The organism is Pseudoxanthomonas sp. 134C1 (genome assembly GCF_057773065.1).
Window position 1 is genome coordinate 1 of sequence record NZ_JBYMTH010000016.1, and the last position, 13,739, is coordinate 13,739.

The following is a 13,739-nucleotide window of genomic DNA, read 5'->3' on the forward strand; positions in this document are numbered from 1 at the left end:
CTGGCTCATCTCCCAGCGGCACACACCCCGGCCGTGGTAGTCCTCGTCAATCATGCCGTCCAGATGGAACGTGCCAGCGTATTCACCCTCTGCGGTCCGCACGAGAGCGAGGGGGATACGCGAGGACGGCACTGGACTGGTATGTCCGCCGAAGTTCTCCATGGGCGGCGGCAAGCACTCGCGATTGACCACGTTGTAAATTGCCAGACTCCGCATGACTCTCAACGGCCCCGGCGCATCCGCAATGCGCATCGTCAGCCGGTAGGCCTGGGTGGGATGGGGATTTTCGCGATAGACGGGCTTGGATTTCATAGACGCACCACAAGCCGACAGGGCGATCAACAAGACGCCGCCCATCGCCCTCCTTCCCGTCCGCGATTCCACCGCGTACTTCATGTCAACTCTCCTCCACTGCCCATTTGGAACGCTGGGCTTTCACCCGTCCCTGACCGGGGCCGCCCCCCATCTAAGCCGGGGGTAGAAAGGTCGTGGCCGCTCGCCCTTACTCCACTCCCGGCACGCGAGGGGGCCGTTGCTGGGAATGGATGCCACTCATCGCGTTGTATCCACTGAACTGGCCCAGCGTGCCCTGGAAAAGCATCGCCGCCATCGGAGGGGCGCTGAGAATCAAGGCACTCAGGATGATGCCCAGCCCACCCTGCTGCATGGATATGCTGGTCAGGCTCTCGCCTCCGCCCATTCCGATCGCACTGGTCACCCAGAACGCGCCGCCCACCGCGATCACCATGTCCAGCGCGAGGGTCACGGTGACGCTGAGCAACGCCATGGAACACAGACTGCCTATCCCGTACAGCAGCCATCGCTGGAAGAGCGATTTGGTCTGATCGAACAGAAGGCACAGAATGAATATCGGCCCCATGGCGACAATGAGGCCGATCGCCAGCTTGTTGAGCATCATCGCGACAGCCGCCATGATGGCAGGCCCCCCCAACCCCATGCCAACGAAGGTCATCGCCCGCCCCTTCTGCTGCTCGATCACGGGGTCCAGGTTGCTGTCGACGGTATCGATGGCAATCATGGCGACCTGCATGATCGCCAACGTGCGATCGATGTTGGCATAGATGCCATCCGTGCTTTCCTTGCCGGTCATCGCTTCATTGATGACCCGGGTGGTGCCGTCGGTCAACGTCTGGTAGATCGGCCCCCAGGACACTGCGGCGCCCAGTGCGACACCGATGATGAAGGTGGCGCGCAACGAGCTGACGACCAGCGCCATCATCGACTCGCGCGACTGCCCGGTCACGACGCGGAATCCCTGGATCATTATCCAGAGCGTCAGCAGGATCGTCCCCACGCCGCCGATGATCCGCATGACGCGCTTGCCCAGATTCGGCAGGTACTCCCGAATCAGCTCATCGTCTATGAACGAATTGATCTCGCGAAAAAACACCATCTCGGGAAGAGACGCCTGCTGGCTCCAACCGTCCAGCAGGGTCCCCGCCACCGAAAGCACTACGCCATCCATCATCCAGCCCCCATTACTTGCCCAACTTTCGCTTCCGTGCGGTTTCAGCGCTCTCGCGATCTGGCTGCTTTCAGTGCCACCTTCAGCGCGCCGTATTGCACGATCGACCCTGCCAGACTGGGATCGTCGCGAAACGCGGAACGTCCGACCTGGATCTGATCGTTGTTGAGCACACGCAGATGCGCGTCATACGCCTCAAGCAGGGTGCGGGAGTTCTGCATGTCGGCGGACATCCTTGCCTCGATCTGGGCAATGTTGTTGTTCAGCCGCTCCAACTCTCCCGGATTTTCCGGCGGGACCTTTTCGGCAAGGTCCCGGATTTCGTCCATTTCCTTGTCGCGTTCGGCGAGATTGGCCATCACCTTGGCCACGACGTTGTAGCGCCGATTTTCTGTTTGAACGATGGTGACGCAGTTCCTGAACTGGGTCGCCACTGTTTCCTTGACTCGCATAGGCGCACCGGGCAGCTTGCTGGCGTCGCCGCAACGCTTGTCCACGAACGCATTGACATCACGTTCCTGCAAGGTCTCGCGGTAGCCCGCCCCCCCCTTGTACGCCAAACCGCCTACCAGCTTCTGCCTCAGTGCCTCGGCTTGTCTCTTGAGTGTTTCGATCTGGTTCTTCAGGTTATCCAACATCTGCTGGTACTGCATCATCCATGCGACCTTGCTGGTGATCGTGTGCCCTATGTCGGTAACCGGCAACCCCGCACTGGCATCGCGGGCTCCGCCTGCGACCAACGCCGCGGCGACCATCAGCGCCAGTATCCCGCGCGGTACGCGCCTGCCGTTCTCAAACCCATCCGTTTTCATGGTTGTTCCTCCAATCGGTTACCGCGCCAGCACGAACTCGAGTCCCGCATTACAGCCTTCTCGACGCTGGCGCTTCGGATTCCTCCGGTTGCGCCCTGCCCGCCCCTTTTCTTTCACGGTAGAACCGTGGAAGCCAGTGTTCCGGCAGCAGCGCATCCGCGCCTCCGCCTCGTTCGCTTTCTTCCTGCAGGATTCGATGCATGATTTCGATGTTGTCGGTACTGGCCGAAATGACCGCAAGCGCGTCGTCCAGGCCTCGCAGATTGAGCTGACACACCGTCGATGCATGTCCTTGTTTGACCAGGAAACTCCGCGAGCGCTCGTCCAATCCCTTGACCACCTGAAACTCGGCGTCCGTCAGCTTCAGGCCATTGACATAGTCCTCTCGCGAGGCATTGGGATTGGGCAGCAGTATCAGCGTGGCGGTCTGTTCGATCAGGGCCGCCGAAATATCGCTCGCCAATGCGTCCTCCGGACTCTGGGTGGCGAATATCCCCAAGCCGTTCTGCTTGCGTATCGTCTTCTGCTTGTTCTTGGCGAATTCCTTGAGGCCGCCGCCACCGTCCAGGATCTTCCAGAACTCATCCATGACGTAGATGAGCGGCCGCCCGTCAATCAACGCTTCGAGCCGATGCAGCAGATAATTGATGACCGGAATCCGCACCTCCGGGTTGTCGATGACGTCGGTGTAGTCGAACCCGATGATGCTGGCCCTTGAGAGGTCAACGGTGTCCCTGGGGTTGTCGAACACCCAACCCAGCGAGTTCCCGGCGGTCCATTTGCGCAGCCTCGCATACAGGCCGTCGTCCCCCATGTTGGGAAGGCTCTTCTGGAAGTTGGTCATCGACCGCAGATGCAGGGGGGTGTCCAGCGTGCTTTCAACGGCCCGATGGATGTCCTCATCCTCCCGTGCCGTATAGTGGCTCTTGCCGGCAAGCACTTTGATCATGTCGACCAGGAACTGCACATTGACCTCGGTCCGCTCGCATTGGAACGGGTTGAAGCCGCTCGGGCTGCCATTCTCAAGTGCCAGATAGTTGCCGCCGCATGCACGGACAAATATCTCCGCGCCCCGGTCCTTGTCAAAAAAGAAGATGGTGGGCACCGGGTCGAACTTCTGAACCTGGCTGAGCAGGAAATTGATGAGCGCCGTCTTGCCGGTGCCCGACTTCCCGATCACCATCGTATTGGCGATGGCCTTTTCGCCCAGCGAGTTCTCAGCCGGATGGGTCGCGTGAAAATTGAAGTAGTACGGCTGCCCGTTGGTCGTCTGCAGGACGGTGACGCATTCGCCCCACGGATTGTGGTCCAGTTTTCCAATCGCGAAGTTGTGAAGCGGGGAAAGGCCCAGGAAGTTCAAAGAACTCACGTTGGCCAGGCGGGTGCGATACTTCCAGTTTCCCGGGAACTGCGAATAGAAGGAGGAACAGATCGCCAGGTCCTCCTTGGCCGACACAAAACCGGCATTGGACAGTTCCGCCCGGGTGGTGGCGATGTTTCGCGACAGGGCCTCCTGGCTGTCCGCGTACAAGGCCATGATGAAGTGATACTCGCCGAGCACGAAATTTCCGGATGCCAACTGGTCCATCGCCTGATCCATTTCAGCGATCTGGCTGACGGCTTTATCGCCGGACGAGATCATCATGCCCTTGGTGCGGTCGAGCACCCGGAGCGCGTCCTGCCGCCCCATCGGGCTGAAGGAATGCGTGATGACGTATTCGAAGTCGAGGTACTTCAGCCCGTTCAGGATTCCTGGCCAGGTACTGTCCGTGTACTCCTTGATGTTCAGGATGGCGCCAAAATGATTCGCGCCGTCCGGAGTCCGGACAACGAAATCGCCTGACTTGGCGGAGAACATATGGCGACTGACGGGAAGATATTCATTGACCGGCGCGCGCAGCACCGGAACGGGTTCGGATAGCCGATTGGCGATGAAACCGAAAAATTCCAGGGCTTCCGAGAACACGGCTCCATCGGCCTCGTACATGCCGAGCTTGACCGGCGCGTAGTCCTTGAGGACCGCCTCCGCGTTTCCGGCGAGTTCCATGATGGTGGAGACGGCCTGGTCCTGCTCGGCCTGCAGACGCCTGATGTCGGTGGACTTCTCAACAAACCGCTTCCCGGCCACGACAGGTCGGTACACCATGGTGAGATAGAGTTCATTGCGCATGACCTTTTGACTCGAAAGCGAGTCGAAGTAGTCATCCGATATTTCCTGATTGAAGGTCTGCCGGAACGTTGGCCGAATATCCACGCTTCCCTTCCGGCGGACGTCGTGAACCCAGAATGCGACATTGGAAAAGTCCGGCGCCCGCAGCGTCTGAAGAAGCCTGTTGAACGCTCCATGCCGATGCTCGATCTCCCACTCCTCCCTTCCCACGAAGGGCAGACCATCCAACCGCCAGGTGAGCAGATAATCCCCGCCGGCCATCTTGATGACATTGGGCGAGACATGGGACGAGAACGGGATCAGGTCCGCGATGGGCGCGTCGGGAAGACCACTCGCTTTCATTCCATTTCCTTCCTGCATAGCCGATCTCGGTACCGGTTCGGCGTGAACGACCACATGCCGCCCCATTGCTTGAGGTTCCGCACCTTGGTACGGAACTGCAAACGCAATCCGAGCATCCTGAAAATCATCTCGTCACGCCTCGCCATCTGGCGCATGACGTAAATCGTGGCGGGAAGCGTCACCAGGTAGTACATGTCCGCGTAGACCGTCAGCAACATGCACGCGCCAGCCCCGATCGCGAAGGGCACATACGGCACCCCCATGAACATGGGCGGGCGCGTACACCCCCTGAACAGGACGTCCTTATGCATATTGCAGGAGGGTTTTGCCCACGATCATGGCCGTGCTGGTGACGTCGGAAGGAAGCAGCATCTTTGCGATCTGGGCAGCGGCGCCAATCAGGAAGCCACCGATCAGCACCGGCGCCACGTCGCTGATTCGCTTGTGATTGAAGGCGATCTGGTATCCGGCGAAGATGATCGCGATGGTGACCACCGCGATGGAAGCCACATTCAACAGCGAGTTGATGTTGTTGAAGAAGGATTCCACTCGCCCCTTCGCGCCTGTCGCATCCTGTGCCAGGGCGAGCTCGGGCAGGGTTGCCATGGCGACGAATGCGGCAGCCATGAGTGCTCCCTGAAGGAGGTTCTTCATCTTGTGGTTGTACATATCTACTTTCCTTATTGATTGGACCGGATTTCCGAAGGTGTCGCATGGCCATTTCCGGCCATTGGATTAGAAGACGAACGCGTCGTCGTCTTGACTGCCTGGCTCCGGTTGCGACATACCGGAAACCGGGGTTGGGGAGGCCTGAGGTATCGATGCCGGTGTGTCGGATACGGGCCTCACGGTCACCGGCTGGCTGGATGCCTTCTGGACAGCATCCAGGGAGTCGACACCGGGCTCGATCGCGATGCGTCGCGTCGGCACCCTGGTCGCATCGCGTGTCGCTTCCGCCACCCGCCAGCTCACCAGCATCGGAACTTCCCGTGCGGCGGCGCCCGTTCGACCGGCGGCCCTTGCGGGCATCCTGCCTGCCAGGGCAATGGCCTGATGATCAGTCCCTGTACCTGCCTGTCGCCAGGACGCCATCACCTTGTCCACATAGCCATGCTTGAATCCGGTGACGTAGTTTCCGGAGTAATAGCAACTCAGCGCCTTGCCCCAGTCTTCGCCCGCGCGCCGATAGCAGTCGGCCAGGATCCGGGCGCCCGCCCGCAGGTTGGGGCAGACTTCAAACGCGCGTTCATAGCTGTCCAATCCCTGAGCAACCAGGTTGTGGCGATTTACCTGGGCCAGCCCGAGCGAAAAGTTGTAACGGCCCGCCTCCAGCATCCGGACCGTTGCGAGTGCCTCGGGGAGATTTCGCGGCTGCCTGACCAGATGGCCGCGAACGACACCAATCGCATAGGGATTGAACGAGGATTCCACCTTGACCACGTGCTGCATGACCTCCTGCGGTACGGCCAGATCGGTGCATCCCATCATTTCAAACCCGGGCATCATCACCGCACCTCCATCTGGCTCGACTGGCCACGCGCCGGGTCGAAGTCGATGCCGGTGATGTACCTGCGGCCTGCATGCGCCTTGATATGAACCATGATGTCGATGGTCATCATGAGCAGCCGCTTGATCACCGAGAACTCCAGCCCGCTCCCCTCCTGGGAGGCCTTGACCATCAGCGCCAGCTGATCCCACGCCTGGGCCGCGCTCCCTGCGTGGCAGCTGGTGATCGAACCCGGATGTCCCGACGCGCAGTTGCGGATGAAGTAGAAGGATTCATCACCGCGAAGCTCCGCAAGAATGATGCGGTCCGGCTTCATTCGCAGACAGGCTTCCATGCAGCTTTTGGCGGTGACGTTGCTGGTGCTCTGCCCGCCCTTTGAATAGAGCAGATGAACGACGTTTGGCTGCTGTATGAACAACTCCCTCGCGTCCTCGATGGTGATCAGGCGCTCCCGCTCCGGAATATGATTCACCAGCGACTTCATGAAGGTGGTCTTTCCACTTCCTGTCGCTCCGGCCACCACGATGTTCTTGTGATAGGTCACGGCCTTCTTGAAGAACTCGGCGTAGTGTCCTGATTGCCGAAGCTGATCGAGCTCCCTGTCGTGGTCGCTGATCCCCCCTCCTGATGGCAGGATTTCCTCGAAGAATCCGTCCTGCTCATATTGCTCCAGCGTCTTTCCGAATCGCGCGGGCAACCGGATCGTGATCGATGCCGTCCCCGCGTCGCAGGCCGGAGGAATCACGAACTGGGCGCGCTGTCCGGTCGGGAATGTCAGCGAGACCACCGGGTCCACGTCGGTAATACGCTGCCCCGTATTGCTTTCGTTGACGACCGCGGTGCAAAACTGCCGGGCACGGTCAAAGGTCAGCGAAGGCACCTGCTTGCGCACCCAGCCCTGACTGGCGGTCTCCAGATAGAGTTCGCCTGGCCGATTGATGCAGATCTCCGTGACATCGGAGGACCGCATGTACTCATTGATTCCGAGGACCTGATACTGATACTCCAGAAAATCGCTGGAGACCTGTGCCACGCGCTCGTTTCCATCCGCGCTCATCGCATGTGTCCTCAATGCAGGACCGCGGAAAAATCAATGTCCTGGGCGACATAGACGTTGACGATGGTTCCCTGGTTCAGGGTAACGGTCGGCGGGCGGGTCATGTTCCGCTCCAACGCCCTGTTCGCCAGTCGCTCCAGCGTCCTCGCCGTGTTGCTCTCGTAAGGATTTTCGATGACGACGCCCTGCGATACCGTGGTTCCTTTCGGTCCGTTCTCCGCGGCCGCGTACTTGAATGCGTCACTCAGCATGCTGATCAACAGCGCGGAACCCGTCCGCTGCCCCCAATGGGCATCGTAGTGACCCGGATGCCCCGCGCCGCCCAGGCGATCGACGCCCGGGCTATTCATGTTCACGTCCAGCCCATTGGGCGTGGTAATCCGGTCCCAGACGACCGCCACGCGATTTCCCGTAATGGAATCCGTCCCATACTCCCCGGCAATCTTGGAACCACGGGGCAGCAGCATTCTGCGGCCGTTGACGGAATACACGGGTTCGGTGACGACACACGAGGTAAACCCCGGAACATCGGTCACCACCCGCGACTGCATCGCGCAGCGGATGTACGTACCCCGCAGCAGCAGCTTGTCAGGACTGTAAAGGGCCCGGGCGCTGATGCGGTTCGCGGCGGGTTCCGGCTGCGGTGCTTCCACCGGTTGCGGCGCGCCAATCTGCGACATGAGCAGTGCGTACTCCCGGGGCGTCATCATCCCCATGGAGCCCTCATCGCCGCTGGCCGGACTGGTAGCCAAATCCATCATCCTGCGCTCGCGCAATGACATGGCGGTCCGCGTCGCCTGGGCCGCCGGATAGGGACGCTGGGCAGCCTGGGTGGACGGAGCCATCGGCGCGGGATCCTGCTCCACCGCGATTGGAAGCGGCGGCAGCGACGGTTCGGCGAACGGCGGCGTGGCGTTCCCGTCCAAGCCATCCCGCGGCGCTGCGGGAATCACCAACTGCTCTCCCTTGACCGCCGCGGATTCGTTTCCTCCGCCATCCGTCAGGCTGGTGAACATCCAGTAGGCCGTCGCGATCAAGAGGATCACGATTCCACCCAGGAACATCATGGCCTTGTGGTTCAGCCTCCGGACGTCCTCCGAGCGCAGGATCGGGGTTGCCGCGTCCAGATCGGGAAGCGGTCCACCTCGTTGGGCTTCCAGATACGGACCCTGACCCCGGGTCGGAGGCACGGCGGGATCCGCGGCCTGATGGTCATCGTGGTTCATCGCTGCCCCCTCCTGCGCAGACCGATGACGTGCTTTCCATGCCGGAGCACAAGGTATGGATAGGTTCCGTGCACGACAATCATGTCCCCTTCGATCGTCGTGTTCACCACATGTTCCTCGGTGTTGCGATCTTCCCTGGCGAATACAGCGGGAAAGTTTCCGCTGGGAAATCTGTCCAGCGTTCCCATCCGGATGTAGGTGAATTGTTGATCGTCGTAGACTGCTGCCGGCACCATCCATGCGGGATGCCTGCGATGGCGGGAGTACTCGTAGTCAAAGTGGTACATCCGGCCCTGCTCGGGAACGCCATTCATCTGTCCGGCTTCGTCGACGGGCGCCGAGGCGGCCGCGAAGCTTGTTTCCTGCGGGTAGGTGAACCTGACCTTGTACTGGACTCCGGCCGCACGCGCCTGTTCCAGATGCCGCCAGTCCGTGGCAACGACTTTCAGTTCGAATATGTAGGCATGCGTAGCGGTACGCACCATCAGATTGGTGTCCACGTCGACGTTCTTCGGTTTGAGGTAGAACACGTTGTCGCGTCGGCTCAGCTCCCACCCCCCGCTGAAACCGGTGCTGTAGTCGAGCACCTGCTCTTCCGGACTGAGTTCGATCTGGGTGGTGATCCCCAATCCGGTCCGGATGGGATAGACCTGATCCGGCTGATAGGCGTACTCCACCACCACTACCTGTGCCGTATCCGTGCCGGCGGCGGCTGTCCCTGCCATCGTCAGCAGGCCGAGCACGGCGCCCATCTTCGTCATGTCGGCCATCCTCATTCCGCGGTCCCCGGCGAGCGAACGGACGATTCGCTTCCCTTCGCTTCGACCGCTTCCGGCGGCGTCCGCGGCATGGACGCCTGCTCCCGCATCAGCGCATCGGATCCACCTGCCGCATCCCGGGCGTCGGGGGAGTCCGCTTGTCTCGGGAATTCCGGAACCACTTCGGGCGCGGATGCGAAATCATTGTCGACGCGATAATTTGTCACGCGAAAACCCAGCGGATTGAGCAGCCTGTCCTCATCACTGAGTTCGAGATTCTGGTTGTAGCTGAACTCGATCGTGGCGATCTTGCTGTCCAACGGCTCCAGTCTGCCACTCTCCTTCTCATAGATGCTGCGCTGGAATCGCACCGTGGCGCCGGTCGGGCGTTCCCCGCCCGTGCCCAGCAGCACGATGCTCGTGATGCGGACGCGCACCGACTTTCCGCTCCCGTACAACTTGTAGGGACGGGCCGGATTGGTTTCAGAGTGGACGGCGATGTACGCGGGTGCGACTCCGGAACCCGCCATCGAAAGCGTGGTTCGCCAGTTGCGCTGTCCAATCAGGCCGGAATCGTACGACTCACGCGCCAGGACGAACTGCGCCACATTGCTCTTGTTGATGGCTTCTTCCGCCGTTATGTCACGCTTGTTGAAATCACCCCTGAGCTTGGCCACTGTCGCTGTTCCCGTGTAGGGATCAGCCATCACCAGGTAGGGGACTTTTTCCTTCAGTGGCAGGAAAATGAAGTATCCGCCGGCGAGCATCAGGGGCCATCGCGACCGCTGCGCCCGCGACCAGCCAGGCACGGCGTTCGCTCCGACGCATGCGCTCGACGAGTGTTATCTCAAAACTGGTCGCGGCCGAGACGGCCTGTTTGACGGCAGGCGCTTCGCCCTTTGTGTCACGCCGCATCATTCATCTCCGCCATCGTCGTGCGCCACCGTACCGGCGCCCCCTTGTCCGGCATGGACGTCCCTGCGCACGACCATCCGCCTGGAGTCCAGCGTTATCACGACGCCCTGCTCCGCGTATGCCTGCGATATCGAACTGATCGCCTGCATCGGATCGTAAGTCCGGATCCCGGCCACACGTGCGTGCAAGGTGTAGTCGCTGGGATGCTGGTACACCAACTCGACACCAAGATCCTTCGCCCAACGGCTCAACACGGATTTCAACGTCCCATCCGCGGGTGTGGGTTGATACAGGTATCGAGGACTGAGAGGGATCTCCACCGGCGCCTCCGCAAACCGATTGACGGGCGCCCATTTTCCCTTCATTTCCGGAGGCGCCGGAGTCGCACATCCGGTCATGAGCAGCACCAGGGCAATCGTGATGCCACTCTTGACGAGGAGTTCCGTTTTCCTGGTCAATGCGCACCAGAGGACGAGCGGATGCGCTTCTTCGCGACCATGGCCCCGCTTCGGGATACCCGCATTCCGCGACAATCCATCGCCCGATGATCCCATTTCGCATGCCACGAACGGACCGCCACCATCATCGGCGACGCCGCATGTTCCTCTTGTCATCGTCAGCTTCCTTTCTGTTCCGCTCACCGCCTCACGAGATGGAACATGAGGATCACTTCGATGGTGCAGGGGCGGAGAACTTAAGCATCGTCTCGCTCACCGTCAACGTATTCGGGTTCATTGTTATTTTAGGCACCCGCAAGAAACCTTCAGTTGTCGCGTTGCGATTCATAGAGCCATCTCTTCATTTCACAACACGCTTCCGTTTCAACCTCGCCACGGCAGCCTATCGACGATCTGGATTCTCCTTCCCCGTCCGGACGCACCGGACGGAATCATAGGCATGGCTTTCAATCCGCCGCCCTTCCTCTTTTTTTCCAAATATCCATCACCGCGTATTTTTCGCACCATTCTGCGCGGACAAATTCCCTCCACCCCGACTCAAGAGCCCTGATTCCCGGTGAACGAAAATGCATTGTTCAAGTCCTATGGATGACATTGAACGCACCAAGGGCGACCTTCATCTAGTTTTCTGACTCGATGCGTGTGCACGACAGACAGGGTCTGTCACCATCGTTGAATGAACATGGATGTCTGTCGCTGGAATCATTCTTTCGCTTGTCCGCAGCATCGTCAGCCACTGCGAATCGATTCCCGTCATCGCCACACTTCCGGCCATCTGCGCGCTCATGGTCTGGTTCCGTTCGGCTCGACTCCCGGCGCCACCCAATCTTTCGACCTCACTTTCCAGGAGCCCGCTCTCCCGTGAAGCCCTATCGATTCCTCGCTTCCCTCGCCCTGCTTCTCATTGCCGGAAGCGCCGGACTGTATCTGTCCGGTTACCTGACATTGCTGCTTCTCAAACTCGACACAGGTCTCCTGTCCTTCGGAACCTACCTTGACTATCTGCAGCATCTCGACCATCCGAAGGTGCTGATTCACGCGCCCCGCATCAAGGCGGCCGGGTTCCTCGGCTTCGGGATTCCCGCAGCGGGCTGGCTTGCGGCATCGCTCCTTCTGTTCCGGCCACGTCGCCACGAAGATCTTCATGGCAAGGCCCGTTTCGCCGGTCTTCGCGATCTGGCGGCCAAGGGCTTTCTCCGGCAACTGGACGAGGGCATCGTCGTTGGAAAGATGGACGGAAGGCTGCTTCGCCTTGGCGGCCAGCAGTTCGTCATCCTTGCGGCACCCACGCGCTCCGGCAAAGGCGTCGGCGTCGTGATTCCCAATCTGCTCGACTATCGCGAGTCGGCGGTCGTGCTGGACATCAAGCAGGAGAACTTCGACCTGACTTCCGGTTGGCGTCGTTCCATCGGCCATGAGATCTATCTGTTCAATCCCTTCGCCGAGGACAGGCGTACCCATCGCTGGAACCCGATGAGCTACGTGTCGCGGGATCCCGCCTTCCGGATTTCCGATCTCCAGGCCATTGCCGCGATGCTCTACCCGGATGTCGATGACAAGGACAAGTTCTGGGTCAGCCAAGCGCGCAACGCCTTCCTCGCACTCGCGCTCTATCTGTTCGAGCAGGCGGACCATCAACCCGAGGCTGAACGCCCCACGCTGGGCGCGCTTCTGCGCCTGTCTTCCGGTTCCGGGGACGGCGAGGAGTTGAAGTCCTATCTTCAACAGCTTTCGCAGGCGTCCTTCCTTGGCACCCAGGCGCGGACGGCGTTCGCCGGCCTGTTGTCCCAGGCCGACGAGACGTTCGCGTCTATCATCGGTTCCTTCCGCGAACCATTGAATCCCTGGCTCAACCCCATCCTGGACGCCGCCACCAGCGACGACGATTTCCACCTGGACGACGTGCGGCGGCGGCGCATGACCATCTACGTGGGCATACAGCCCAACAAGCTGGCCGAAAGCCGACTCATCGTGAACCTGTTCTTCAGCCAGTTGATCAACGCCAATACCCGGGTCCTGCCGCAGAACGACGCATCGCTCAAGCATCAGTGCCTGCTGTTGATGGACGAGTTCACCGCAATCGGCAAGGTCGACATTCTGGCCAAGGCGGTGGCCTACATGGCGGGCTACAACCTGCGCCTGCTGCCGATCGTGCAATCGATGGCGCAACTGGACGCGGTGTATGGCAAGGAACTTTCGCGCACGCTCATCACCAATCACGCCCTGCAGATCATCTACGCACCACGCGAGCAGCAGGACGCCAACGATTACTCGGAGATGCTGGGCTACACCACCCTCCGCCGCCAAAGCCGCACGCGGTCGCGGGGACAGGGGAGCAGCGTATCGGACAACGAGGTGTTCGAGCGTCGTGCGCTGATGCTGCCGCAGGAACTCAAGGCCATGGGCCCCGACAAGCAGATCCTGCTCTACGAAGGCATGGCGCATCCGGTGATGTGCCAGAAGATCCGCTACTACCAGGATCGCCATTTCACCCGCCGTCTGATGGACAAGGTGGCGATACCTCCATTGCAATTACCGGGAGATGCTTCCATGTCCGGCAAGACCACGGCAGTCATCGCCGCCTCCACCCTGGCGCTGCTGTCGGCCTGCGCCAGTCCGCAAGGCCACGCCAGCGCCGAGTCCAGCCACGCGTCGCTGGAGGCACCGGCAACGCAGACTGCGCACACCACGCCGGCCGCTCCCACGGTTCCCACCGGCCACCCGCCGGATGAGGACCTGAGGGTTCAGCCGCGCCAGGACCATGTGCCCCCGGAGTACCGCTGCGCCCCCATCGCCCTGGACCGCGCCCGCCTGGACGAAATCGCCGCCGAGCGCGCCTTCTTCGGCGGCGTGGTCGACCGGATGGTGGCGGACGGCGAATTGCCCCCGCCCAGCGGGCGCACCCGCGTCCGCACCGACGAGCCGGTGACCGAATGGCTGGGACCCCAGCGTTTCGTCATCCCGGTCAACTTCTACAAATCCCAGAGCGGCCCGGCCAACCATGCGCC

Annotated in this window: 11 protein-coding genes and 2 pseudogenes; 1 reads left to right on the plus strand and 12 read right to left on the minus strand. The window is 60.9% G+C overall.

Going from position 1 to position 13,739, the window contains the following annotated elements:
• The 12 genes and pseudogenes from AC3DEZ_RS20260 to AC3DEZ_RS20315 form a co-directional block, all read right to left on the minus strand.
• Positions 1–357: pseudogene (locus tag AC3DEZ_RS20260) on the minus strand (hypothetical protein); the annotation flags it as partial.
• Positions 358–502: 145 nt separating this feature from the next.
• Positions 503–1,486: a TrbL/VirB6 family protein gene (locus tag AC3DEZ_RS20265; protein ID WP_488389814.1), complete on the minus strand. Its 984-nt coding sequence runs from the start codon at positions 1,484–1,486 to the stop codon at positions 503–505.
• A gap of 44 nt (positions 1,487–1,530) precedes the next feature.
• Positions 1,531–2,298 carry a hypothetical protein gene (locus tag AC3DEZ_RS20270; RefSeq protein WP_488389815.1) on the minus strand — a complete coding sequence of 256 codons (768 nt, stop codon included), beginning with the start codon at positions 2,296–2,298 and terminating at the stop codon, positions 1,531–1,533.
• Between the two features lie 49 nt (positions 2,299–2,347).
• Complete coding sequence (locus AC3DEZ_RS20275; protein WP_488389816.1) at positions 2,348–4,810, minus strand: VirB4 family type IV secretion/conjugal transfer ATPase; 2,463 nt, start codon at positions 4,808–4,810, stop codon at positions 2,348–2,350.
• A complete protein-coding gene (locus AC3DEZ_RS20280; protein WP_488389817.1) occupies positions 4,807–5,121 on the minus strand; it encodes a VirB3 family type IV secretion system protein in 315 nt (104 codons plus the stop codon). Before AC3DEZ_RS20280 ends, AC3DEZ_RS20275 begins: the two co-directional genes overlap by 4 nt.
• On the minus strand, positions 5,114–5,479 hold the full coding sequence (locus AC3DEZ_RS20285) for a TrbC/VirB2 family protein (protein ID WP_488389818.1): 366 nt from the start codon (positions 5,477–5,479) through the stop codon (positions 5,114–5,116). The genes AC3DEZ_RS20280 and AC3DEZ_RS20285 overlap by 8 nt, the downstream gene beginning before the upstream one ends.
• Positions 5,480–5,545: 66 nt before the next feature.
• Complete coding sequence (locus AC3DEZ_RS20290; RefSeq protein ID WP_488389819.1) at positions 5,546–6,316, minus strand: lytic transglycosylase domain-containing protein; 771 nt, start codon at positions 6,314–6,316, stop codon at positions 5,546–5,548.
• Positions 6,316–7,374 (minus strand): P-type DNA transfer ATPase VirB11, encoded by a 1,059-nt coding sequence (virB11, locus tag AC3DEZ_RS20295; RefSeq protein ID WP_488389820.1) that lies wholly within the window; start codon positions 7,372–7,374, stop codon positions 6,316–6,318. Before virB11 ends, AC3DEZ_RS20290 begins: the two co-directional genes overlap by 1 nt.
• 11 nt (positions 7,375–7,385) lie before the next feature.
• Positions 7,386–8,600 (minus strand): TrbI/VirB10 family protein, encoded by a 1,215-nt coding sequence (locus AC3DEZ_RS20300; protein WP_488389821.1) that lies wholly within the window; start codon positions 8,598–8,600, stop codon positions 7,386–7,388.
• A complete protein-coding gene (locus AC3DEZ_RS20305; protein WP_488389822.1) occupies positions 8,597–9,370 on the minus strand; it encodes a TrbG/VirB9 family P-type conjugative transfer protein in 774 nt (257 codons plus the stop codon). Before AC3DEZ_RS20305 ends, AC3DEZ_RS20300 begins: the two co-directional genes overlap by 4 nt.
• 2 nt (positions 9,371–9,372) lie before the next feature.
• Positions 9,373–10,125: a VirB8 family type IV secretion system protein gene (locus AC3DEZ_RS20310; RefSeq protein WP_488389823.1), complete on the minus strand. Its 753-nt coding sequence runs from the start codon at positions 10,123–10,125 to the stop codon at positions 9,373–9,375.
• Between the two features lie 147 nt (positions 10,126–10,272).
• Positions 10,273–10,887, minus strand: coding sequence for a hypothetical protein (locus tag AC3DEZ_RS20315; protein ID WP_488389824.1), 615 nt, complete (start codon positions 10,885–10,887; stop codon positions 10,273–10,275).
• A gap of 705 nt (positions 10,888–11,592) precedes the next feature.
• On the opposite strand from AC3DEZ_RS20315, the pseudogene AC3DEZ_RS20320 reads away from it, so the two are divergent.
• Positions 11,593–13,266: pseudogene (locus AC3DEZ_RS20320) on the plus strand (type IV secretory system conjugative DNA transfer family protein); the annotation flags it as partial.
• Positions 13,267–13,739: the final 473 nt, after the last annotated feature.